At 51.4% G+C, this 24,562-nt stretch carries 22 protein-coding genes and 1 tRNA gene; 10 read left to right on the top strand and 13 right to left on the bottom strand.

The window, feature by feature from the left end; translation table 11 throughout:
• Positions 1-30: 30 nt before the first annotated feature.
• The gene (locus CEK71_RS12195) at positions 31-1,329 is read right to left on the bottom strand and encodes a peptidylprolyl isomerase (protein WP_088619647.1); all 1,299 of its coding nucleotides are present in this window, start codon (positions 1,327-1,329) and stop codon (positions 31-33) included.
• On the bottom strand, positions 1,326-4,037 hold the full coding sequence (locus CEK71_RS12200) for an LPS-assembly protein LptD (RefSeq protein ID WP_088619648.1): 2,712 nt from the start codon (positions 4,035-4,037) through the stop codon (positions 1,326-1,328). Before CEK71_RS12200 ends, CEK71_RS12195 begins: the two co-directional genes overlap by 4 nt.
• Positions 4,038-4,156: 119 nt before the next feature.
• Between CEK71_RS12200 and CEK71_RS12205 the strand changes: the two genes are divergently transcribed.
• The 4 genes from CEK71_RS12205 (at position 4,157) to CEK71_RS12220 (ending at position 6,768) form a co-directional block, all read left to right on the top strand.
• Positions 4,157-5,164, top strand: a complete 1,008-nt coding sequence (locus tag CEK71_RS12205; protein WP_088619649.1) for an aminoglycoside phosphotransferase family protein — start codon at positions 4,157-4,159, stop codon at positions 5,162-5,164.
• Positions 5,164-5,835 carry an N-acetylmuramate alpha-1-phosphate uridylyltransferase MurU gene (gene murU / locus CEK71_RS12210; protein WP_088619650.1) on the top strand — a complete coding sequence of 224 codons (672 nt, stop codon included), beginning with the start codon at positions 5,164-5,166 and terminating at the stop codon, positions 5,833-5,835. Before CEK71_RS12205 ends, murU begins: the two co-directional genes overlap by 1 nt.
• 63 nt (positions 5,836-5,898) lie before the next feature.
• Positions 5,899-5,985 (top strand) — tRNA-Leu (locus CEK71_RS12215).
• 93 nt (positions 5,986-6,078) lie between these two features.
• Positions 6,079-6,768 carry an O-methyltransferase gene (locus CEK71_RS12220; RefSeq protein WP_088619651.1) on the top strand — a complete coding sequence of 230 codons (690 nt, stop codon included), beginning with the start codon at positions 6,079-6,081 and terminating at the stop codon, positions 6,766-6,768.
• Between the two features lie 87 nt (positions 6,769-6,855).
• Here the strand turns inward: CEK71_RS12220 and CEK71_RS12225 are convergent, their stop codons facing one another.
• From CEK71_RS12225 to CEK71_RS22620, 4 genes are all read right to left on the bottom strand, one after another.
• Positions 6,856-8,169, bottom strand: coding sequence for a metallophosphoesterase family protein (locus CEK71_RS12225; protein ID WP_088619652.1), 1,314 nt, complete (start codon positions 8,167-8,169; stop codon positions 6,856-6,858).
• Between the two features lie 456 nt (positions 8,170-8,625).
• Positions 8,626-9,609 (bottom strand): GTP pyrophosphokinase, encoded by a 984-nt coding sequence (locus tag CEK71_RS12230; protein ID WP_088619653.1) that lies wholly within the window; start codon positions 9,607-9,609, stop codon positions 8,626-8,628.
• The gene (locus CEK71_RS12235; protein WP_088619654.1) at positions 9,606-10,661 is read right to left on the bottom strand and encodes a nucleoid-associated protein; all 1,056 of its coding nucleotides are present in this window, start codon (positions 10,659-10,661) and stop codon (positions 9,606-9,608) included. The genes CEK71_RS12230 and CEK71_RS12235 overlap by 4 nt, the downstream gene beginning before the upstream one ends.
• 70 nt (positions 10,662-10,731) lie before the next feature.
• Positions 10,732-10,884, bottom strand: a complete 153-nt coding sequence (locus tag CEK71_RS22620) for a hypothetical protein (protein WP_157679179.1) — start codon at positions 10,882-10,884, stop codon at positions 10,732-10,734.
• Positions 10,885-11,405: 521 nt separating this feature from the next.
• Between CEK71_RS22620 and dusA the strand changes: the two genes are divergently transcribed.
• Genes dusA through hemH form a run of 3 tightly spaced genes read left to right on the top strand, consistent with a single transcriptional unit; the run spans position 11,406 to position 13,930 of the window.
• Positions 11,406-12,383, top strand: a complete 978-nt coding sequence (gene dusA, locus CEK71_RS12240; RefSeq protein ID WP_332455508.1) for a tRNA dihydrouridine(20/20a) synthase DusA — start codon at positions 11,406-11,408, stop codon at positions 12,381-12,383.
• A 29-nt stretch (positions 12,384-12,412) separates the two neighbouring features.
• Complete coding sequence (folE, locus tag CEK71_RS12245) at positions 12,413-12,955, top strand: GTP cyclohydrolase I FolE (RefSeq protein ID WP_088619656.1); 543 nt, start codon at positions 12,413-12,415, stop codon at positions 12,953-12,955.
• A gap of 9 nt (positions 12,956-12,964) precedes the next feature.
• Positions 12,965-13,930, top strand: a complete 966-nt coding sequence (gene hemH, locus CEK71_RS12250; RefSeq protein ID WP_088619657.1) for a ferrochelatase — start codon at positions 12,965-12,967, stop codon at positions 13,928-13,930.
• Between the two features lie 78 nt (positions 13,931-14,008).
• Here hemH and CEK71_RS12255 read toward each other — a convergent pair whose 3' ends face one another.
• The 7 genes from CEK71_RS12255 to CEK71_RS12280 all read right to left on the bottom strand — a co-directional run bounded on the left by CEK71_RS12255 (position 14,009) and on the right by CEK71_RS12280 (position 20,210).
• Entirely contained in the window at positions 14,009-14,482 is a 474-nt protein-coding gene (locus CEK71_RS12255) for a YchJ family protein (RefSeq protein ID WP_088621596.1), read from the bottom strand.
• Between the two features lie 384 nt (positions 14,483-14,866).
• Positions 14,867-15,652: a hypothetical protein gene (locus CEK71_RS12260; protein WP_157679181.1), complete on the bottom strand. Its 786-nt coding sequence runs from the start codon at positions 15,650-15,652 to the stop codon at positions 14,867-14,869.
• 153 nt (positions 15,653-15,805) lie between these two features.
• The gene (locus CEK71_RS12265) at positions 15,806-16,954 is read right to left on the bottom strand and encodes an NAD(P)/FAD-dependent oxidoreductase (RefSeq protein ID WP_088619659.1); all 1,149 of its coding nucleotides are present in this window, start codon (positions 16,952-16,954) and stop codon (positions 15,806-15,808) included.
• On the bottom strand, positions 16,920-18,869 hold the full coding sequence (locus tag CEK71_RS12270) for a LodA/GoxA family CTQ-dependent oxidase (RefSeq protein ID WP_088619660.1): 1,950 nt from the start codon (positions 18,867-18,869) through the stop codon (positions 16,920-16,922). The genes CEK71_RS12265 and CEK71_RS12270 overlap by 35 nt, the downstream gene beginning before the upstream one ends.
• Positions 18,870-19,355: 486 nt before the next feature.
• Positions 19,356-19,733, bottom strand: coding sequence for a hypothetical protein (locus CEK71_RS12275; RefSeq protein ID WP_232463630.1), 378 nt, complete (start codon positions 19,731-19,733; stop codon positions 19,356-19,358).
• An 18-nt stretch (positions 19,734-19,751) separates the two neighbouring features.
• A complete protein-coding gene (locus CEK71_RS23200) occupies positions 19,752-19,925 on the bottom strand; it encodes a hypothetical protein (protein ID WP_170065136.1) in 174 nt (57 codons plus the stop codon).
• A gap of 45 nt (positions 19,926-19,970) precedes the next feature.
• Positions 19,971-20,210, bottom strand: coding sequence for a thioredoxin family protein (locus CEK71_RS12280; RefSeq protein WP_198328198.1), 240 nt, complete (start codon positions 20,208-20,210; stop codon positions 19,971-19,973).
• A 320-nt stretch (positions 20,211-20,530) separates the two neighbouring features.
• On the opposite strand from CEK71_RS12280, the gene zwf reads away from it, so the two are divergent.
• Genes zwf through CEK71_RS12295 form a run of 3 tightly spaced genes read left to right on the top strand, consistent with a single transcriptional unit; the run spans position 20,531 to position 24,484 of the window.
• Positions 20,531-22,000, top strand: coding sequence for a glucose-6-phosphate dehydrogenase (gene zwf / locus CEK71_RS12285; protein WP_088619663.1), 1,470 nt, complete (start codon positions 20,531-20,533; stop codon positions 21,998-22,000).
• 59 nt (positions 22,001-22,059) lie between these two features.
• Entirely contained in the window at positions 22,060-23,880 is a 1,821-nt protein-coding gene (gene edd, locus CEK71_RS12290; RefSeq protein WP_088619664.1) for a phosphogluconate dehydratase, read from the top strand.
• Positions 23,873-24,484 carry a DUF1287 domain-containing protein gene (locus CEK71_RS12295; protein WP_198328201.1) on the top strand — a complete coding sequence of 204 codons (612 nt, stop codon included), beginning with the start codon at positions 23,873-23,875 and terminating at the stop codon, positions 24,482-24,484. Before edd ends, CEK71_RS12295 begins: the two co-directional genes overlap by 8 nt.
• The last annotated feature ends 78 nt before the right edge of the window (positions 24,485-24,562 follow it).

Here is a 24,562-nt window from a genome sequence, read left to right on the forward strand (position 1 = left end):
ACGTCAGCAACGCGGCTTTCAGGCTTGCCGTCAAAGCCTGGCCGGATTAATCTCCACATACGCTTCGTCACGGACGCGGCGTATCCATAACTCCGTTTCTTCTTCAATCTTGCGCTTTCTCAGCGCGTCCCGAACTTGGTTGCGGTGGTATTCGACGCTGTTATCCTTGCTTTCGCGGTCCAGCACCTGAATCAAATGCCAGCCAAATTGCGATTGCACAGGGTCGCTGACCTGCTTGATGTCCAAGTGGTTCATCGCCTCTTCAAATGGCTTGACCAGATCGCCGGGCGATACCCAATCTAACGAACCGCCTTTTAACGCCGAGCCTTTATCATCCGAATGCGACCGCGCCAGCACGGCAAAATCATCGCCGTCGAGCACCCGTGCCTTGAGGCCAAACAACCGCTTTTGCGCTTCGGCATCGTCAATCAGCTCATTGGTCTTAATCAAAATATGCCGGACTTTGGTTTTGGTGATGACGTGGTTATCGAGGCCCTTATTTTCAAACATTTTGATAATATGGAAACCGCTGGGGCTACGGATCGGCTCGCTGACCTCACCCGTGTGCATCTGGCTGACCCCGCCGCTAAAGACGGTCGGTAAAGTGCTGGCGGTGCGCCAACCTAAATCGCCGCCTTTTAAGGCATTGGCATCATCCGAATGGCTGATGGCGGCTTGGGCAAACTCTGCCCCGCCGCGTAATTTGGCGACCAGCTCATTGGCTTCGCGCTGGGCTTTTTGAATGTCATCGGCGGACGCGCCTTCTTTAATGGCGATCAGGATATGCCCCAGATGGTATTGGATAGTATCATCTGTTCCGACCTTACCTTGGGTTTCCAGATAATGGTCAACCTCCTGCTCAGTCACCTTAATACGCCCGCCAATTTCCCGGCCACGCAATTGGTTGACGGCAATCTCATCGCGCATATTGTCCAAAAAAGCCTTGTAGGTCATACCCTGCTTTTCCAACTCGCCCCGAAATTGTTCCAAGGTCATATTATTGCGCTGGGCAATATCTGCCGCCGAACTGTTGAGCTGGTCATCGCTGACGCTGATGCCCGCCCGTTCCGCCATTTGCCGTTGCAGCTTATCGACAATCATTTTTTCCAGCACTTGTTTGCGCAGCACCGATTCGGGCGGCATTTGCGTCTTACTGGCGGCAATACGCTGCATGATAACCGTCGTTTCTTTTTGCAGTTCCTGCTCCAAAATGACATCGTCCTCGACCACGGCGACAATGCCGTCCAAGGTTTCGGCATGCAGGCCCAAGCCCGTGCCCAGCACAAGCGCCAGTAAAGCAGCGGCGGTGATATGTGTGTGTCTACTCATTTGCCAGGTTTCCGGTAACCATAAATACTCTTCACGAAGAAATCATCCAATTGTTCGCCGACCCCCGTCAAGCCTTTCAGCTCAATCTGAAAGAAGATACCTGTGGTGGCCGTGCCTTCGACGGTATTGTTGCTAAGGACATCAGTGTTGTTAATGACATTGATGCTGTTGAGGTACTGGCGGCCAATAATACGGAAACGCCAGCAACAGTTTTCTTTCTCCAAACCGATAAAACCGTCTTGGGTACTATTATACAGCCAGGAATACTGCCAGCGTCCGACCATTGACCAGTTACTGTAAATCGGCCAGTGGAACGACATGTCGCTTTGGGTAATGTCGTTGCTACGGTTGGGGATTAGCGGGTTAAGCCGATACAGATAGCCCAAGTTAATCACTTCCCCCGGCTCTCCGGTCAGATGGATAGTCGCCTTGCCCCGGACAATCTTATTGCTGTGCGGGTCCCATTGTATACCCGAATCAATGGCGACATGGCGGTTAAATTGCGACGACATTTCTGTCACCAACGGCGAACTGCTCTGAGTTTCCACCGGACTGACCGCACATAAAACCGACGGATAGTCGCCGCATAAGGTCACATCGCGGTTACGGAAATAAAAAATCTCCCCGATGCTCAATTTCAGGCGCTCCAGCCCCGTGGCCGGATCGACCACCCGTGTGGTGAGAGCGGTAGTGACTTGGTTGGCATCTTGGATACGGTCCGAACCACTGAAACGGTTTTCGCGGAACATCGAACTGTACCAAAAGTCATATACCGACGTATCAAACAGCGGTATCTGGTTTTGGTTCACTTTCGGAATGTACAAGTAAAATAGCCGTGGCTCCAAGGTATGAACCAAGGTTTTATCGGCAAACTGAAAGTTCTTCTCCAAAAACAACCCGGTATCCGCCGACATAATCGGCACGGTGCGCGACACTTCCTTAGACAAACCTGCGGTGGCCTGATTGGTCAGCACATAATCGGTGTGCTGCAAAGAGACCTTAGGGGTCAGATAAGCACTGGCGGTTTGCATGGGGAAACTGACCGAGGGCTTGAAATTAAAGCGCTGGCCATTGACCAAGCTATCATGCTGAAAATAGACCGATTCGTTTTCCAACTGCACATCCAAGGGGACGACGGCATTAAACGAATGCGCCAAATTAAGGTTAATTTGCGGCAAACGGCGGTAAGGAATTTGGCTACCCGATAAGGTCGGGTCAATGGTCTGATAGTTTTCGGCCCGTGCGGTCAGCGCCACACCTTCGCGGATATAATTGATGTCCGCTTGGCTTTTGACAAAACTGAAGTTAGGAAAGTTTAAGGCATTGCCCAATTCGGCAAAGTAGTTTTTATCAGAAACGTAATTCAAGTCCAGATTAGCGCTGATATTGGGCGAAAACTGGGTGCTGTTTTTTATCGAGCCTTGATAACGGGCGCGGCTCAGCACCTCATCATTGGGCATATACTCCAATAAGACTTTGCCGCGCGAGGTTTCGGTCAGGTAGCGGAAATCACTGCCCAGCATATAACCGCGCTTGGAGAAATATTTCGGCTTAAGGATGACATCGTAATTCGGGGCCAGATTCCAGTAATACGGCGTAGACAAATGAAAGCCGCCCGTTTGGGTGTTGCCGAACACAGGCGCTAAAAAGCCCGACAAGCGTCGGTTATCTATCGGGAAGCTCAGATAAGGCGAATAGAATACGGGAGCCCCCTTAAATTCCAACCACGCATGTTTCGCAGAGCCCTTGCCTTTAAATTTGTTCAGTTTCAGCTCGGAAGCATGGATCGCCCAATCCTGATTACCGGGGCGGCAACTGGTGTAAGTGACGTTTTGGTAATGCGACAGGCTTTTGTCATCCCGATACACCGCTTCGGCATAACCGCGTAACGGGGTCGCCGGATACACGAACAAGGTATCACGCAGTTTGGCCTGGTCGGTCGCCAATTTTATGTTGGCGGAATCGCTGTGCAACGCCAGTTCGTCGTCGCTGTAATAGACATCACCGTGCAAATCCAAGGTTTCCGACACGCTGTCATAATTGGCGGCATGGGACTGGGCATGTTGGTCGGCGCGGTTCATCTCCACCTCACCCGAATAATTGCCGATTTCATTATCCAATATTTCCGAATAATTGGCTTTGACATCCATCGGGAAGCGCTCGCGCAGCCGTTCAACCGGGGTGAAGTTTTTTTGCGTCCCCACCGCCGCCATACAATTGGCCCAAGGGTCTCTAGGAAATTGTGCCGCCAAGGTATGCAGCACCTGCTCTTGCTGAACGCTAAAGGCCGGATCAAGCAAGCGGATATGCCAACCCTGCACATCGTCCTCACGGCTATCCGCACTGCATTGGGGGTCACTGGCGCAGGGCTTAATGGCAGGCCTGACCACAGGCTCCGGCACTTTCAACACCCGCGCCGTAGGCGGCGGTACGGCTACCGCTACAGGTGCGGGCAAGGGAGCCGCTACGGCAGGCGCGACCGGAGGCGGAAGCGGCGGAGCGATGGCAGGCGGCACTACCGTCAGCGGTGCAATCGGCTTGGGCGGCGTACTGGCAGCGGCCTCTGGAATTGCAGCCGGGCTGGCATCATCCAAACACACCCACTCATTGGTGTCCTTATCCTGCTGGCAAGCCCATGCTGAGGTGTCAGCATGGCCGTTCGAGGCGGTCAGTGAAGGTAAAAAAACCAGAAACAAGCGACGTAGCATAGGCGGCATCAAGTTTATTAGCGTGAGAGTCGGTAAATCGAATAGAATGCAGAATACGCATTCTACCTCAATTCTATTACTGTCAGATAACTAATCTGCCCTATTACCTAAGCCCGAACATGTCCGAAGACCTAAGAACCCTGACCTTACGCGATTGGCTGGAAAATGACCTGTTACTGGAGGTCACCGCTTTCCGACCTGCCTCCAGCGATGCCAGTTTCCGCCGCTACTTTCGCATCACCACCCCCGATGCCGTGCTGATTGCCATGGATGCGCCCCCTGCCACCGAAAACCTGCCCGCCTTCATTAAAGTTGCGGGCTTGCTGGCGGCAACCGGGCTGCAAGTGCCCACCATTCTCGGGCAAAACTTGGAAGACGGCTTTTTACTGCTGGAAGATTTCGGTAGCCAAGCCTTTTTGGACACCGTGGCTAAGGTCGGCCCCGAACCCTACTACCCACAAGCCTTGGCTAATCTGCTTAGCCTCCAGACCCACACCGACAGCCGCCATTTCGACTTGCCGCGTTATGACGAAGCCCTGCTCAAACGGGAGCTTGCCATTTTTAACGACTGGTTCGTCGGGCAATGGCTGGACATCGAGCTGCCCGCCGCCGTCATGGCCGACCTGGAACGGGTGCTGATTAGCTCCGCCTTGGCGCAACCCGTGGTCTGTGTGCACCGGGACTACCATTCCCGCAACCTGATGGTGCTGGCTGACGGTACCTTGGGGGTCTTGGATTTTCAAGATGCCGTCTTAGGCCCCATCACTTACGACGCGGTGTCCTTATTGCGTGATTGCTACATCACTTGGCCGCCTGAGCAGATTGCGCACTGGCTGGCAGACTACCATCAGCACCTGCAACAAGCCGGACAGTTAACCGCCAGCTTAGCGGAATTTACCCGCTGGTTTGATTTAATGGGTCTGCAACGGCATCTGAAAGCCATCGGCATTTTCACGCGCCTGCATTTACGCGACGGCAAATCCGGCTACCTGAACGACATCCCCCGCACCTTAGGCTATGTCCAAGCCGTCACCGCCGCTTACCCGGAATTGGCGGCTTTCGACCAACTGCTGCACAGCCAATTACTGCCCGCTTACCGCCAAGCTGCCCAGAGGATAACCGCCTGATGAAAGCCATGATACTCGCCGCCGGACGCGGCGAACGGATGCGCCCGTTAACAGACCATACCCCCAAACCGCTGCTCAAAGCCGCCGATAAGCCATTGCTGGAACATACCCTCAGGCAACTGGTCAGTGCCGGATTTACCGAGATTGTCATCAACTACGCCCATTTGGGGCAACAAATTGCCGACTATTTTGGTACGGGTGCGGCTTGGGGGGCAAGCATCCGCTACTCGCCGGAAGGCGATTACGGCTTGGAAACCGCAGGCGGCATCATTAATGCCCTGCCCTTATTGGGCGACGGGGTGTTTCTGGTCGTCAACGGCGATGTCGCCACCGACTTCCCTTTCGCCAGCCTGCACCAGCAAGCCGTCGATTTGGCACATCTGGTACTGATTGACAACCCGCCACACCATCCGGCGGGCGATTTTGCTTTAAGCCCTGACGGTAAAGTCAGCGAACACGGCGCAACTAAACACACCTTTAGCGGCATCGGCCTGTACCGCCCCGAACTGTTCCGAGGCCAAGCCCCCGGCATCAGCAAACTCGCCCCCCTACTCCGCAGAGCCATGACCGCCGGACAGGTCAGCGGCCAGTATTATGGCGGCTTTTGGATGGACATCGGCACGCCGGAACGGCTGGCGTTTTTGGATGGCTATTATCGGCAGGGAGCCTGAACGCATAAAAAATTAAAAATCCCTTGCCCTTTTCAAAAAGTCGCCCTATAATAGCTCATCTTTGCCGGGGTGGCGGAACTGGTAGACGCGCCGGATTCAAAATCCGGTGATGGTGACATCGTGCCGGTTCGATTCCGGCCCTCGGTACCAAAGAATACAAAAGGCTTGACAAGAAATTGTCAGGCCTTTTTTATTGCCTGCTATAATCCCAGCCGTTTCCAACCCACTACAAGGAACGGCGCCATGAGCGAACCGCAACCCCCTACCGCCAACAACCCTAGCGTACTGATTCCCGTCAATCCCGCTATCGAAGCCTACCAACACGGCCTGCTGCACCCTACCGACCATCCGGTCTTAGCGGACATGGAAGCCTTGGCGGAAAAAAACAATTTCCCGATCGTTGGCCGTCTCGTCGGCGCGTTTCTGGCAACCCAAGCCAAAATGATCGGCGCTAAGCGGGTTTTTGAATTTGGCAGCGGCTACGGCTATTCCGCCTACTGGTTCGCCCAAGCGGTCGGCGCACAAGGCCAAGTCATCTGCTCCGAAGCCGACTTCCTTAACCAAGAAAAAGCCCAAATGTATCTCAGTACCGCCGGATTATGGGATAGGATAGAATTTAAAGTCGGCATGGCGCAGGAACAATTCGCCAAAACCGAAGGCCTGTTTGACATTTGCTATAACGATGTCGACAAAGGCGACTACCCCGACATCTGGCAAATGGCCAAAGACCGTATCCGCCCAGGCGGGCTGTACATTGCCGACAATGTCTTATGGCGCGGGCGGGTAGCGTTGGAACAGTACACCGACGTGTTCAGCGGCTGGACTGAGGCCATCAAAGAACACAATCGGCAAGTCTTCAACGACCCCGAATTTGACGCTTTTATCAACCCGACCCGTGACGGGGTCTTGGTGGCGCGGAAGAAAACGCCATAATGGAGAGCGCCGCCAAGAACGGCGGCACCGAAACAACTATAAAGCGTTGCGGCAGGGCTTAAGCCCGCCACAACCGCCGGGTAACGCTTAAGGCAGGCGGATACTGCTGTCTAAACGGACAACCGGATCAACCATGGTATCGTCAAAACCATAAGTGTTCATATAGACTTTGCCGTCTTGCAAAATGCTGATCTTCGCCCATGAATACATACGGTCTTTAGGGTTGCCGGTCGCGACAGACGTTTCAAACGGTGAACCACCGGAGCCGACCAACACTTGGTAAGCAGAACCGGCTTGGCTGAAACCGTTGATTTTTTGCAGGCTGTAAATATGCTCATGGCCGCAGAAATAAGTGGCTTGGTACTTCACCATAATATCCCAGAACACATGTGCCGCCGCAGAATCCTTGTCATTCAAAGAAGACGTGCTGGACGGCGCTGAACCTAAATAGTTATAGAAGAAAGCTGGTTTATGGCCGAACGCGAAGAAATGCGCAGCGCCTCTAGCTTTTGCGGCACTGAAATCATTTTCCAACCAAGCATTGGGCGCGTAACCGTCTTTACCCACCGCATCGGTATTGATGACGGCAAAATGTGACGTGCCAATATCAAAAGAGTAAGTCAATTGCGACTGGTCTGTCGTCACGCCATCAGGGTTGACCGCATAAGGTGCTGGCGTAGTCGCCAACGTGGCCGGATCATAGTAAGGGTTATTGTACGGATTGAAGTTAGTTACCGTCAGGCCTAATTTAGTCAGACGGTTGCCGTCCATAATCAAATCGCCCATATTGTCTTTCCAAGCCGTTTCGTTCTCGGCTTGGGCAGATTTACCGCAACGTTTACACTGCACTTCATGGTTGCCGGGCACAGGCACCACATAAGTGCCGGTCTCCATCAGATTAGCGATCATACCGCGCCAAAACCCATACTGCTTATAAAACTGCATCAAATCCGAATTGGCGACATCCGTCACCGTCGGGCTAGTAATCGCCGCTTCACCGACACCGTTTGAGGTTCTGGCCACAGGCACGCCCGCTTTACCATAACCCATAATCATATCGCCGTTAAAAAACATTAGATTGGTTTTTTGGGCTTGGATAGCGCTTAAAATCCGCGCCCACGCTTTAGAATTTTGCAGCCATTTGCAATCTTGTCCTGACAAACCAGGGTTAGGCGTAATACCTGTGCCGGATGGGGTTTGGCAATAACCTTGGCCGACCAAGCTGGCGTTTTTAACACTAGGGTCTAAATTGACAGGGTCTTGACGTGAGTCGCCCACCGTCGAAAAGCTTAACACTACCGGATTAGAAGCGGCATGGGCAGGTGCGCTGACCAGCAAGGCGGTAAACAACGCAGCAGACAAGGTTTTTAAGGCAGGTGCAAACAGCTTAGGGGTAATCATTAAAAAGTCTCCAGTCTTGGAATGATTCAGATTGAACCGTAAAGCTTAGTGCATAATTGTGACTGCTTGATTAAGGGGCGGCAGAGTGCCCTCCCTACCTTTATGCCCTTTGGGGTACACCTACCGCGCCCCCAGAGGAAGAACACCTTAATTATAAGGACTATTTGCCGATGCCTTTTTATGCGCATTGCTGAAATGAGGCATAAAAGCACTTCCTATAACGCATTATTTGCCATATTATGCGTTATAGAAACAGGAGCTATAACTTATGAAATGGAACTGGCCGTATTTAATTCAGCTTAGGCACGGATACCCCCATGAGCATAACCCAAGCCGACTATGCGCAGATTGATGCCCCCAAATGCCCACGCAAAAACACTTTTATTAAGACATCAGAAGCGTTGGGCATTACGCTTAAGCAATTGGCGTATTAAGAAAAAACCTGTTATCGGCAAGCTAATCAGCCCAAGTGCTTATCCCTAAATCAACAGCGAATGATTCTAGCGAGCTTTTAGAGAGAGGCCAATCACTGAGTAAGCGTTGTTTTTTCTTTTTTAATAACCAATATATAAAAAGCGCAGTGCTCTGCTGATATAACGAATGTTCAGAATAGCGGCTTTTGATAGTTTCGGATAAGAATGGATTATTATCTAGCAGTTTTTGAATACTATCTATAAGGGAATCATCAATAAATTGCTCAAACACATCCCAAATGACAAGGGATGACTTTTGCATACAGGAAGTGAGTCCAGTAAAAACAAAATACAGGTTATCAAGTTTTTTTAAAATGGCATGTTTTTCTAACGGGCCATCATTAAGCTGATGAGTAACATCGGTAAAAAAACCATCTGTCGTTTCAATAAGAGCCATACTTTTGGCAACCGTCCGATGCACTATAGGCTGTATAATTCTTTTGGCCTTATAAATGGCATCATGGGTTAGTTCGGCATGGGCGTGCTGTAGAAGCGTCCTAATTTGCACCTCACATGATGTAGATTCGGGGATAGTTACGCCTTCGCTATTGATGTCTTTTTTGGGCCTCAAAATGTAGTGGACAGATTGATAAGTAAACAGTAACGGGGATGTTTCCTTATCCTTATCGAAGTGCTTACAGGCATCAAAATCCCAGTCGTCTACATTTTGGATGATTTCGCAAATTTCCGTAATGTCATCTAAAAGCAGAACAATAAATCTAACCCCAACTTTATCCTCGATTTGACGGTAGGGGTCAGAATAGCTTTTACCTGGGCGATAAAAAGCCTTGTCGATGAGTGAATTATCATCTTTTAACCGATGTTTGGCAGGTGTTTTCAGAAAAGAATCCAGATTTTTACCTTTCTTTAATAATTCTTGGGTTGTTTTTAGTATAACATAACCTCCCCAAGCATTATATGCAGGCTTTTCGCTCTCCCATAACCTCCTGAATTCTGATTCTGTCATTCTTGCCGAGTTATTCTGTCTTTTATTATTACCCTTGTCCATTCAGCTGGAGTTCCTGATTCGTCAGGATCACCCTCCATGTACTCAATGCTAACCAAATTTCTAAATATTTCTGAGGGTGCCGTTATATTGACATTCTTACTAAAACTTATCTTCCTAAACTTCAAGTGCTTATCAATATAGATTGTGTCTTTTGTAAATGCGGCAGTTGGTAATCCAGACTCTTCCATATATTCAGCAAATACGTCTTGAGTATCCACGTCAAAGTATTTCGAAGCAAAATCTGACGAGCTAATTGTAGAGGATGTATCAACTTTTAAATAGATGGTTAGAGCATTAAACAGATCGTTTTTATCCGTTGCGGCAATATCAAGCTTGGCTATGAAAGAGCTGGCAGATTCATAAAACTTTTTTGTTGTTCTTGCACTGGTTTGAAGGTAGCCGCAACCAAGAAAATCTGCATAGAAATACTGCGCAGCAGCTTTGCCTTCCGCTTGGCTAATTTGGTAGTCAGATACCATGACCGTCCATTTTTTATTCAAATCTGTACTTGTTTCATCATAACTGGCTTTTTCAAAGAAGCCAGCAGTTTTATAAAGACGGGTTCCTGGCGTAAGCAAGGCTTCTTCGATATATTTTAGAGAAATCTCGTTTGTTTTCTTATTTAGCTCTTTTTCATAAGCGCTATGAATTTCTGCTTTGATAATCCCCAGAAATTTCTTTAGTGGATGGCCTTGTTTACCATAAAATATAACGATTATCCCGCCTGGAATTGATTTTCGTTGTTGGGCATCTGTAAGTTTTTTCGCAATATCACAGGCGCGCCAGGATTTTTCGCGAAAGCTAAAATGGGATCCATCCGATTTTAGCGGCGAAAAATTTTCCTGGCGATTATTGCCTTCGGCTGCCCGCCTTCGTCCTGCTCCGGCCGCGATACACAACTCCCCTTCGGTACGCTGTGCACCACTGGCCTGCGCAAATGACTTGACGCCGTTTCGGGATGGCCTTGCATGTTGACTACGCTTCCGCTTGCGCTCCAACTCCGTCAACACGCCCGGCCCCTACGGCTACGCGGGGGGCGTCGTACACCGCTCCACTTCCGTTTCGCTTCCTGTACTCCTTCTAAGAAGATACAGCAAACGCATCTCTTTCCTGAACAATCATTTGATCAACTAGTTTTGGCAAGTCGCCTTGCTCTTGATTAACAATCTCCATTTGAACAGCTTTAGAGCCTTCACCTAATGCATCTTTGACGCGAGATTTAAACGTTTCCATTGCATTGTGGTCGAAATTTGTATATTCGTGGCTCTGTGTAGGAGCAACTTTGTTCCCGTCTTGGTCTCGTTGATATATTTAATGAATAATAATTCGATCAATAGAAAGATTGAGTAACTGCATTTACGATCCTAATTGTTGAATATTTTAGAGTGTAGAAAAGTTTTATATGATTGACTTAATTACTGAACTATTAACTATCTGTTTTTTTGCCATTAAGACATCTGTCCTTTCCGATATAGCTCATGATTTACCGCCGCCTAACTTACAGCTAAGCTTCCCCGAACAAGCAGCGCGAGTTTAACAACATAAAACATACCTTGCTATGAACTATTACCATTTTTTTAAAATAATCGAAAGTTTTTTAAAACGGGTAAGTAACCAAATTTTGGGTTTTTTAGCACAGATTGTGGAATATTGGAGAACTGTACAGCCATATAGGTTTGTTTGTTCCGGAATGTGGCTGACTTGGGTACTATATGCAACTAGACTATAGAACAGTAACTAACTTAATGAATAACATGCCCTCCCCCCGCACCCTCTGCATAGCACCGATGATGGATTGGACAGACCGGCACTGCCGCTATTTCCATCGCCTACTCTCCAAAAACGCTTTTTTATATACCGAAATGGTTACTACCGGGGCGTTGATCCACGGCGATCATCACCGCTTTTTGCACTACCACGCCGCCGAGCATCCGGTGGCTTTGCAATTGGGCGGCAGCAATCCGCGTGAATTGGCGATTTGCGCGAAAATGGCCGAAGATTATGGCTATGACGAAGTCAACCTCAATGTCGGTTGCCCCAGTGACCGAGTCCAGAACGGGCGGTTCGGCGCGTGTTTGATGGCGGAGCCGGAGCTGGTCGCCGAGTGTGTGGCGGCAATGGCGGCGGCGGTAACGATTCCGGTCACGGTCAAATCGCGCATCGGCATTGATGATAAGGACTCTTACGAAGAATTGGTGCATTTTGTCGGCACGGTGGCAGCGGCGGGTTGCCGGACGTTTATTGTTCATGCGCGGAAAGCGTGGTTAAGCGGCCTGTCGCCGAAAGAAAACCGCGAAATCCCGCCTTTGCGTTATGATGTGGTCTACCAACTTAAAATTGACTTTCCGCACTTGGAAATTATATTGAATGGCGGTGTGACTTCTTTAGCGCAAGCCGAAACCATTTTGGAGCAGGTTGACGGGGTGATGATCGGGCGTGAGGCCTACCAAAACCCGTTTATCTTGGCGGAAGCCGACCAACGCCTGTTTGCCGATAACCGCGCCAGTTTAACCCGGAGCGAAGCCATCCATGCCCTACTGCCATATATCAGCGGCCAACTGGCATTAGGGTTACGCCTGCACAGCGTCACCCGACATATTTTAGGCTTGTTCCATGAGCAATACGGGGCGCGGGGCTGGCGGCGTTACCTGAGCGAACACGCCAATAAACCCGGCGCGGACGAGGCGGTGCTGTTGCAGGCATTAAAATTTACCATTCCTGATGTATACTGATCGGCTTTTTTATAACGGGACCAAATAACGTGGAAGAACATTTCGCCAAAATTATCGAAGCGGTTGGGGAAGATTTAAGCCGTGAAGGTTTAATCGATACCCCTAAACGAGCCGCCAAGGCGTTTAAATTTTTAAATAACGGTTATGAAAAAACCTTAGAAGAAGTCCTGAACGGGGCAATTTTTTCTGCCGATACCGAAGATATGGTCATTGTTAAGGATATTGAACTGTATTCCTTATGCGAACACCATTTATTGCCGTTCATCGGCAAATGCCATGTCGGCTATCTGCCCCAAGGCAAAGTGATGGGGCTGTCGAAAGTCGCGCGTATTGTCGATATGTACGCCCGCCGTTTGCAAATCCAAGAAAAACTCACCAAACAAATTGCCGATGCCATTGAGCAAGCGACCGGCGCGCGCGGCGTGGCGGTGGTCATTGAAGCCAAGCATTTGTGCATGATGATGCGCGGCGTAGAAAAACAAAACTCGGTGATGACCACCTCGGTGATGACCGGAATTTTCCGCCAACACATCAGCACGCGTACCGAGTTCTTAAACTTGATTAACCGATAGAGGATACTGATGCCCGCCCCAAAGACTGCGATTATCCTGGCGAACCTAGGCTCGCCCAGTGCACCCACCGTGCCTGCCGTGCGGCGGTTTCTGAAAGAATTTCTTTGGGATCCACGGGTGGTTAACTTACCCAGGCCGCTGTGGTGGCTGATCTTACACGGGGTGGTCTTGCCGTTCCGTCCGGGCAAATCCACCAAAGCCTACCAAAAAATCTGGGATGCCGACAAAGGCTCACCGCTGACCTTTTTCACCCGCCAATTAAGCGCCGAACTGGCCGCGCAACTGGCTGGGCGGGACATAACCGTCACTTATGCGATGCGCTATGGCGAGCCATCCATCGCCAGCCAATTGCGCGTACTTAAGGAACAGGGTATAGAAGAGGTGCTGGTCTTGCCCTTATATCCGCAATATTCCTCGACCACCACCGCATCCATTTATGATGATTTGGTGAAAGAACTGGACCAATGGCGGCACTTGCCCAGTTTCCGCTTCATCAGCGATTATCACCAACACCCGGCCTACATTGCCGCCGTCGCCGACAGCATCCGCCAAGCGTGGCGCGAACAGCCGAAAAACGCCTTGCTGGTGATGTCTTTCCACGGCTTGCCGGAGCAATTGACCAAATGGGGCGACCCGTATTTCCACCACTGCCATAAAACTGCCGCCCTACTGGCCGAGCAGTTAGGCTTAAGCGAGCAGGATTGGAAAATCGTCTTCCAATCGCGTTTTGGTAAGGCCGAATGGCTGAAACCCTATTGCGTGGACACCCTGCAAGCCCTACCCGGATTAGGCGTTACCACCGTCGATATGGTCTGCCCCGGCTTTGCCGTCGATTGCCTGGAGACCTTAGAAGAAATCGCCATGGAAAACCGAGCCATATTCATGGAAGCAGGCGGCGAAGCCTACCGCTATATCGGCTGCTTAAATGACAGCGCTGCCCATGCCCAGGCCTTGCTTGCGGTGCTGGGTCTTTAGGCTAACGCCGAAAAGCTGCTCGTGGTGAACCTGTCGAATCACTAACAGCTTTTGGCTGCTTGGGGCTGGGTAAAAACCTCAGCCACAACAGCGCTTAAACTTCTTACCGCTCCCACATGGACACAAGCCGTTCTTGCTAGGTGCTGCCGCCGTTTTCGCCGTATCGGCCACCACCCCATCGACATAAAACCAGCGGTTGGCGACTTTGCGAAACCGGCTAGTTTCGGCCATCACCGCGTCTTTACCATGTTGTCTGTAATAGGCATTAAAGCTCACTTGGCCTTTACTGTCGCTTACCCCCCCTTTTTTCGTGCCGACAATCTCCAAGCGCAACCACTGGCTGGGGTCATTTGCCAAATCCAACCCAACCGGGCGGGTACTGACATCCCACGTCGCCAACAGATACGCGCTGTGCTGCAAGGCAAAAGCACTAAACCGCGAACGCATCAGAGCCTCGGCAGTGGGCGGGATGGTGCCGCCGTTATGGAAAGGGGCGCAACAGTCGGCGTAACTCAGGGCAGAACAGCAAGGGCAAAGAGTGGGTGGGATCATGGGCATTATCGGTTAATAGCTTTTAAACTGGAGGCGTTAGCCAGTGGAGGCATCCTACAAGGCTAAGCAGTTCAGGTTGCAGAAATGGCTACCGACAATGGTACGCGCGTCTTTGCTTAATGCCAACCAAACCGCTTACTTTTTCAAGACGGTAACAAACTGCCATCCGCTATTCTGGCGACAGCATCTTTCCCAAACAAGCCCTAACTTTAAGTCAGTTAGGTTTGGGCGGGGCAAGCCTCCACCGACTCAACCACAACTCGCCGATGCCATGCGCGAGCATAACTACAGCTTGCAATACTGGCTATACTTAGTGGTGCAAAAGTCTTTTTGCAAATGAGCTGTTATATCCTGTCACGGTTCTTACTTGGGCTGAAGTTCACATCAATTAAGTTGGAGAATCTCCTTTATGCAGACTGCTTCAAATAGGGAAAACTCATACGGATCGACAGACTGTAGCATTTGCTCGCCTTGCTCAGGTGTCATATCAAATTGATAGGCATAGCCCTTGGCGAAGAAGCCTAAGTCGAGTTCACTCTGATACTGCTGATGTTTGTGAATAGCCGAGAGACGGGCCATCTTTTTTATGTAGGCGTTTTTTCTGAGTTGAAGGCGGGCATCAAGCGTGGCCGTAATGGCATTCTGTACATTCAAGGCAAAAAACGCTGAGCCGAGATGGGAGAAATATAAAAAAAGGTAACTGACGGCTAAACCGATTGAAAGTTGAAGTAGCACAACTTTGTGCGGCTCTAAATTTAACTGGCCACTACCATTAACCAATGTAAGTAACCAGATGACTAAAGGGACAAGCATGAGAATAAGCAACCTTCCCCCTACATCTGAATACAGGGCCACCAACTCTTGCACAACGTTTCTGCCAGGGCTTCTCTGTTTCTGTGCTAATTTGACCAGCAAAGTTACGATGGCGATTGCCGGAAACATTTGATAAGCCACTTCATTAACGAACGCTGAACGCTGCGGATAACCCAAAGTTACAGAAGAAACAAAGTTACCTACAATGAGTAATAATAAAGTCGCGATTGAGATTAGGTTGTCATATTGGGCTAATATGACATTGCCGCACGAAATACATTGGATTGTGTTTTCTGGGTTTTCGGTAGCGCATTTGGTGCAGCGATTAGATTTATGTGTCGGTTTGTGCTTTGGCATAACTGTGTTCGGATCTAAGTATATGTAGTTGAGGCCTAATTACGGGCAGGGGCATACCGCTTGACAGGCTTTAGCGAAGCCGCTTGCCGTCATTATAAGCTGATTTTCAAAGCCGCCAACAGGCAGCGCGATATTATTGGGCACTTCGGCGCATCAACCCGTTAAGGCCGTTACCACACCCCGCCGCCGCCAAAACGGCAGCTCTGCCCAACGGTTTTCCAAGCCATAATAATAATGGCGGTTTTGTAAATACGCTTGGTATATGTCGCCCAGATGCCGTGCGTAGGCGGCGGGGGCGGCGGGGTTGCCGTTTAAGGCGGCGGTGATGGCTTGGCCTGCTTGTATGCCAGTATACAACGCGTTGGCGATGCCTTGGGAAGACAGCGGGTCGAACGACAGGGCGGCATCGCCGACGGCTAGCCATTGCCTGCCGATAAACTGGTCCAGGCGGCCACTGGAAGCGTCCACGCCCTGCGGTTTGGTGCAGACGGCATAGCGGTATTGGGCGCATAAAGCCGATAAATGCCGGGTTTGCGCCAAATGTCCGGTAAATCCGGCGACGGACAGCAGTTGCCGCTTATCGGCCAAATCCAAATCGGTCAGATAGGCGACTAAACGCCCGCCTGTAGGCAGCAACGCGCTATACCACCAACCCGCTGGGGTGGCTTCAAGCCAAGTACGCCCGTCATAGTCGCCCGCTTCCGTCGTTTGTAACACACTGTAAAAAGCGGCCAGACGGTCGGCAGCGACGCGGGTACTGCCTTGACCACGCGCAATGCGGCTACGTCTGCCGCCCGCATCGACCAGCCAGCGGCACTGGAGCGGTACGGTTAAGCCGGACTGGTGGGCGTTTAACGCAAAATCTTGCCCAGGCGGGTGCGCTAAGACCTCTATACGCGTGTCTTGGCGCAACTCGGCCCCTGCCGCACAGGCAGCAACCCATAACAACTGCTCGAAGCGCCGCCTATCCAATTGGTAGCCTTGGCCTTGCAAGTGCCGGAAGAAATCTTGGCAGTGCAATTGCGCCGATCCCCAAGCGGATAAACTGCCGTGACTGAGCCGATGCCCATCCGCCAAGAAACCTTCCAAGACCCCCAACTCGCGTAACAGCGAACGCGCCGACGGCGGCAAGCCTTCGCCAATACGGAAGGCTTTGCTTGCCGCATCGGCGAGTAAAACCCGCTGGCCCGCTTTGGCTAGGGTCAGGGCGGTGGCCGCGCCTGCCGGCCCCGCCCCGACGATGACCGCATCAAATCGCTGCACGCGCTTATTTTTTGGTGTGGCGGACAGGTAACGGCGCATCTTGGGCTTCTTGAGCCGTAAAATTCGCGCCTTTGGACGCTTTTGTCCGGGGCGTGGCCATTAAGGTGACGGCTTGCGGTGTCAAGGTATCCGCTGGGGCGACATCCGGCCCGTAAGAAGCCACCAACATCACAGCGGGAAAGTCGGGGTCATCCGGCAAACCAATCCGTTCTTCCAATAAGCCCATAGAACCAAAAATACGCACCATTTGCTCCATTTGTTGGGCGGTGCTGCCCTGTAACGGCTGGTTCCAATTGGTGCGGTTAGCAAAAGCCTCTTGGCGGACTGCTGGGCTTTGGCCGGGATCGGTGACGATAGCATAATCGCTGTCGCTCAGCACTTGGTTGGGAACGCGGGCCGGCCAGAAAGTGGGTTGGAAAGGGTCATAAGCAGTATCATAACCGGCACGGCAATAGGCGGTGTCAGCTTGCCAAGGCAAGCCCATCCAACGGCCTATGTCGCCGGGGCCTTGCAGGTACAACGGGCCGTCAGCCGCTAAGGCTTGTTGTTGGTCTAACGTCGGCCCGTAATTGGGTTCGGGGACATCAGCGGGGCGTTCTTTTATCCGAAACGGCAGCTTGTATAGCGTCAAATGGCGCATCGGCCACGTCATTTCGCAGCCAGGGTGAAAGGCATCCGCCAAACAGAAGTCCAGCGCCGCCCGGTCTAGCATCGCGGGCTGCTCCGACAAGGGCACGTCGTCTAGGCTAGCAGGTGGCAAAATCATGCCCCAATCGGCGATAAAAGCGCCCGCCACCCACTGTTGCAAGATGCCGTATTGGGTAGCGGTAATGGTGGCGTTCTGGCGGGGGCTATCACCGGCAGGCACATCCATCGCATCGCCATAGACCCAAGGCCACGGCAATTGGTTGCTGTCTGTCTTAATGGGGCTACGGAAACTGTTAAAAATTTGGCGGCGCAGTTCTTGGTATAAATCGTATTCGCCAGGGGCGGGTTGCCACGTCAATTTGGCGATGTACTCAGGGTCTTCAAAATCATTCTGCCCGCCAAAACCAAATTGGGTGGCAAAACCTTGGTTAACCCATTGCAAGCCTGACAATCGCTGCAAAATCGGATAGACATCCTGCGTAAAGGAAATGGGCGACGGGGCGGTTAACCAGCCCGCTTGCACATACAAATCATAGAGCAGGTCATACAAAGTACGTTCGGCCTTAAGCTGCGGCGCGTAATCCGGCGGTGCGGTCACGACCCAAGCCGATTCTACTGGGATGGGGCGGCCCGCAATACTGACCGTGGCGCTGACCGGGCCATCGGACATATCATCATACCAACCGTCGGCATTGATAAAGCTGTTCGGATCACTATCAATATAGATAGGGCTGCCAGTCGGGGAAGCGGACACGCCATGCCCGCCCAAAAACAACAAACGCCCTGCGTCATCGGTACGCAATTCGCCCAAATAGACCGGAACACCTGTAAACATGCCCTCAAACACAGCCCCGGCGGCGTTTTTGCCGCCGACCGACTGCACCCCGCCATCAATCACCAAGCTTTCGCGGGCGGCAGGGTCGGTTATTGTGGCATTGCGTAACGGCAATACCGTGGTGGCGGCTTCGGGAATATCCATAGCAATTTGCCATTGGTACCATGCAGCTTTGCGGTTGGCGACATGGGCAGTCCATTGGATGTCCGCCGAATCGGCGGTCAATTCGCCGACGACTTCGCCAGCGGCGTTATAGCCGTAAATGCGGAACTGCGCGGCTTGGCGTTTGAGCGCCCCTTGAGGATCACGGTAAAACCCCAACGGTGCCGCTGGCGGTTCCGTTACTTGTGGGCCGATAAAAAATTCGTCCGCACTGTTACCGACCCGCGCAATACCGATAGCGGGATGGATAGCAGCCCGCACAATTTCAGTGTCTGTTGCCGTCGCTGGTGAATTCGCTTTTTCTGACATATCTTATCCTCAGGTTATGGGGCCTGAGGCAATATTTTCTGCCGAAACACGGCCAAGAAAAGGTTGCCTAGGCTATTATTAGGGTGAGTCGTATCAGCTAAGGACGTAAATAACAACAGTCCAGCAGCTTCCACTACCATAGCAATAAAAACAATCCATTAATATTAACTACTACCTAAAAAATGGTGAATCTTTCACCAAAAAACCCAATGCGACTATATGCTTTTGATTTACATGCAGTTTTTTTAAGAAGAAATTCACCCTGTAAATCAGGCAGGCAAAAAAAAGCCGAAGCCCGCATAAGCTATTCGGCTAAAAGGCCAGGAGGATGGCTGGAAATGGCAGGATGATAGGCGTTGACACGAGAACGTGTAGGCAAAAAACGGTTTTTTGGCTACAAACTCAACGCATCGCCTAAGCAGGGGCAATAAGGGATAGCACGCGTAACAAGATGCTATCCCTGGCATAGCCCGTCAGGGTACAAGCTTAGCTTTTGCCCGGCAGCATCCCTACCGAACCCGGCTTGATACGCTTGCAGGTCACCACCACATCTTCAAGATGGCATTGTTTTTTACCTGCATTAACGCCGCCGCAGTCTTGGCAAACGGCTTTGCCGTTATCCTTAATCGCCTCGACATGCCAACCATAGCCTTGCGATTGGCAAAACTTCTTGCTGTATTTATTCAGGTTAAACGGTTTATTGGCATGGGCAATCGCTTCGGGCTCGGCGGCACAGCCGGGGGCGGGCAAGGTGTTAGCCATTAAATCCCGATACACATACTCGGTCGCAGAGGCCGGCCCTGCCAAACCCAATCCCGCACCCAGCACTATTGCGGCCCAAAAGGCCATTCTCTTGGTTGTCATTAGCATCTCCAGCCGCCGTTAATTTAAGACCCGAATGTTCATTTGGGCATTTTCTTCTTCCACTTGCTGCTTAATCGGCGCGAATTTCTCATTTTCGCTTTGTTTGATAATGGCGATGCCTGTCACTATCGCCAATACCGTCCCGCCGACATACAGCCAGAACCTGTCTTGCTTAGTTTCTTCCCCGTTCATAATCTCTACCCCGTTATTATTGTTTTAAGTCGCTGTTGCTTTAAATCACGCTGGTTTTAAATCACCTAAGGCCGCCCCAAAATTGATATGGAACGCTTGGCCGTTCAACAGCAGCGCGGGTACTGACTGCACCCCTGCTGCGGCCGCTTCTGCAATACGTTCGGGCTGTTCGCCCAGATGCACAACTTCCACCGTATATTTTTGGTGGTCAATGGCATCGGCGACCAATTGCTCGGCCCCTACACAAACAGGGCAACCCGCGTGGTAAAAAATGGCTGTACTCATTATTTGCTCCTTAATAAATTAGTATCGAGTCGATACTATATGGCAATGCTTATATCCTGTCAATTATTAAAAGCACTTAATTTAACGGTCGCCCCACTTTATCGCGCTTACTAGACCAGCGCCTCAAGCACCCGCTTACCCGCCCTATGGCAAACCAATTAACGCACCATTATGGTACTTTTGTGGCCCGGCAAAAAGCCCGCAAGCACTAATCAATACAGCATCCTGAAACAATTTCTGAGATAATAAGGCCTAGTTATGCACGGCATATTAATTGCTCACTTCCCACATCGGCCTTCCTATTTACCCGGCGACTCGTAATGACAGACAAAAAAGCCTTTAAACCTTGTGATTTGGTGCTCTTCGGTGCGCTTGGCGACTTATCGCGCCGTAAGCTCCTCATCTCTTTATATCGGTTGGAAAATGCCAATCTGATAGAACCAGACACCCGTATTATTGGTGTTGACCGCCATGAACATGACAATGCGCAATTTGTGGCGATTGCCTATAAGAGCTTGCAAGAATTTTTAACTGACGAATTGGATGATGCGATTTGGCAACGCTTTTCGGCCCGCTTGGCGTATTTGCAAATCGACTTGACCCAAGCCGAGCAATACAAAAAGCTGAAAACCGTTACCGACAGCAAAACCCGTGTTCTAGTCAATTATTTTGCCGTGTCGCCGTTCCTGTTTAAAAGCATTTGCCAAGGCCTGCACCAGTCGGGCATTTTGACCCCCGAATCGCGGATGGTCATGGAAAAACCGATTGGCCATAACCTAAAATCGTCTAAGGATATCAACGATGAAGTCGCCAAGGTGTTTAATGAAGACCAAGTGTTCCGTATCGACCATTATTTAGGTAAAGAAACGGTCTTAAACTTGCTGGCGTTACGGTTTGCCAACTCGATTTTCACCACCAATTGGAACCACAATACCATTGACCACATTCAGATTACGGTCGCGGAAGAGGTGGGTATTGAAGGGCGTTGGGAATATTTCGATAAGACCGGGCAGTTGCGTGATATGGTGCAAAACCACTTATTGCAGATCCTGACCTTTATTGCGATGGAGCCGCCCGTTAATCTGGAAGCCGAAAGCATCCATAACGAAAAAATCAAGGTTCTAAAAGCCTTGCGGCCCATTACCGTCAATAATGTCGAAGAAAAGACCGTGCGCGGCCAATATACTTCCGGCTACCTAAAAGGCAACGCCGTGCCGGGCTATCTGGAAGAAGAAGGCGCCAACACCGAAAGCACCACCGAAAGCTTCGTCGCCCTGCGCGTCGATATTGACAACTGGCGCTGGGCGGGCGTGCCGTTTTACCTGCGCACCGGCAAACGCATGTTCGGTAAACGCACAGAAATTGTGGTGTATTTTAAGCAATTGCCGCACAATATTTTCAAAGACAGTTTCCGCGACTTGCCGCCCAATAAGCTGATTATCCATTTGCAGCCGAATGAGGGCGTAGAAATTGAGATGCTCAATAAAATTCCGGGTATTGACGAGCATATCAAACTGAAAAAAACCAAGCTGGATTTAAGCTTTTCCGAAGCCTTTAAGCAAAGCCGGATTTTCGGCGGCTATGAAAAACTGGTGCTGGAGGCCATGCGCGGCAATCCGACCTTATTCTTAAGCCGAGCGGAAATTGAACAGGCTTGGGCATGGATCGATTCGATCCAAGATGCGTGGCGGCATTCCAATTCCGCGCCGAAATCGTATCCGGCGGGCTCTTGGGGGCCGGTCGCTTCGGTCGCGCTGGTCGCCCGGGACGGCAGGGCCTGGGAAGAGTAAACGCCCTCCCCTGATTGCAACCCTTTTCAAACTTTCGCAGTGATACAGTAGGATTATCCATGCACCCATTATTAGAAAAAGTCACCAAAGAAGTTATTGACCGTAGCCATAGAAGCCGTGAAGCCTATTTGGCGCGGATAGACAACGCCATCGGCCAAGGCCCGCACCGTGGTATTTTAGGTTGCGGTAATCTGGCGCACGGTTTCGCCGCCTGTGGCGCGGGCGAAAAGCTGGATTTGGCGGGCGATAAAAAAGCCAATATCGCCATCATCTCCTCTTATAACGATATGTTGTCGGCGCATGAGCCGTACAAAGACGCGCCAGCCCTAATTAAGGCCGCCATCAGCGCGGCGGGCGGGGTCGCCCAATTTGCCGGCGGTGTGCCCGCCATGTGTGACGGTATCACCCAAGGCCTGCCCGGCATGGAGTTGTCGCTGTTCAGCCGTGACGTGATCGCCATGTCCACCGCTATCGGCTTAAGCCATAATATGTTCGATGGCGCGTTATACCTGGGTGTATGCGACAAAATTGTCCCGGGGCTATTGATGGGCGCCTTAAGCTTTGGCCATTTGCCCGCCGTGTTTGTCCCTGCCGGCCCTATGCCCAGCGGCATCACCAATAAAGAAAAGGCACGGGCCAGACAACAATACGCCGAAGGCAAAATTGGCCGCGCCGAGTTGTTGGAATCCGAATCCAAATCCTACCATAGCCCCGGCACCTGTACCTTCTACGGTACGGCCAACAGCAACCAGATGATGGTGGAAATGATGGGCCTGCATTTACCGGGCAGTTCCTTCGTCAACCCCTATACGCCTTTGCGTGATGAGCTGACCAAAAGAGCCGCCGAGCAAGTCCTCAAATTCACCGCCTTAGGCCAAGATTTCCGCCCTATCGGCCATGCCATTAACGAAAAGGCTATCTTAAACGCCTTGATTGGCCTTTTAGCGACAGGTGGCTCGACCAACCACACCATGCACTTGGTCGCTATTGCCCGCATGGCAGGTATTATCATCAACTGGAATGACTTTGATAACCTGTCCAAAGCCATCCCGCTGATCACCAAAATTTACCCTAATGGTCCGGCTGACGTTAACCATTTCCAAGCCGCTGGCGGTATGGGCGTACTGATAGGCGAACTGCTCAAGCACGGCATGATGCACGAAGACATTTTGACGATTGGCGACGGGCGGGGCATGAGCCAATACACCCAAGAGCCAAAAGTCATTGACGGCAAATTGGTTTGGGAAACCGGCCCTGCGGCTTCGCTAGATCCCGAAGTGATCGCCACGGTGGAAAAACCCTTTGCCGCAGGCGGTGGCATCCATTTGATACGCGGCAACTTAGGGCGCGGCATTTCCAAAGTCTCCGCCGTCTCCGAAGACCACCAAGTGGTCGAAGCCCCTGCCGTGGTGTTTGACGACCAAGACGAAATGATGGCGGCCTTTAAGCGCGGCGAACTGAACCACGATTTCGTCGCGGTGCTGCGCTTCCAAGGCCCGCGCTCCAACGGGATGCCGGAACTGCACAAACTGACCCCCGCCTTAGGCCTGCTCCAAGACAAAGGCTACAAAGTCGCCTTGTTGACCGACGGGCGCATGTCCGGCGCGTCCGGCAAAGTGCCGTCCGCTATCCACATGTACCCCGAATGTATCAACGGCGGGCCATTGGCGAAAGTGCGCAACGGCGACATCATTTATCTGAACATTAAAACGGGCGAAGTGAATGTCTTAGTGGACGAAACCGAATTTAATGGCCGTTTGCCTGAAGAAAATTCCGCCAAAAACCATCATTTTGGTATGGGGCGGGAGATGTTCGGCGGTTTCCGGCAAGGGGCGACCACCGCCGAAACCGGGGCAAGCAATTTGTTTGTGATTGACTAAAAGCAAGGGACAGACGGTGGCTTATAAAGCGGCTTTACGTTTTGTCGCCTTGCTAGCCTTGCCCTTAGTAACCCGTGCCGAGCCGCACTATAGCCCGCTGGGCTTGGTGCAGGCGGCGCGGGCGCAAATCGGTGTGACCGTCACTTATGATCCGGCCTACCGCACCTTACGCTATCCTAACGGCGATGTGCCGATGGCGGGGGGCGTGTGTACCGATGTGGTCATCCGCGCTTTGCGTAGCAGCGCGGGTCTGGATTTACAGCAAGCCGTCCATGAGGATATGCAGGCGCATTTTGCCCGTTACCCTAAGCAATGGCGGTTACACAGCACCGATAAAAATATCGACCACCGCCGCGTCCTGAACCTGCAAACCTATTTTCAGCGTCGAGGCTATGCCCTGCCCCTGTCAACAGTGGCGGCAGATTTTCAGGCCGGGGATTTGGTGACGGCGACCATACCGCCTAACTTGCCGCATATTATGGTCGTCAGTACGAAAACCACGCGCACTGGCCGACCTTTTGTAATACACAATATCGGTAATGGCGTACAGGAAGAAGACCGCTTGTTTGAGTTTAAAATAACCGGACATTATCGGCTGCATTGATCGCCGGACAGCCTGTTGCGCGTTTTTGGCAAACCTTGGCAATCCCTAAGGAACGCGCAGAAAATAAAATCTGTTGTA

Source organism: Methylovulum psychrotolerans (assembly GCF_002209385.1).
Lineage (GTDB): Bacteria > Pseudomonadota > Gammaproteobacteria > Methylococcales > Methylomonadaceae > Methylovulum > Methylovulum psychrotolerans.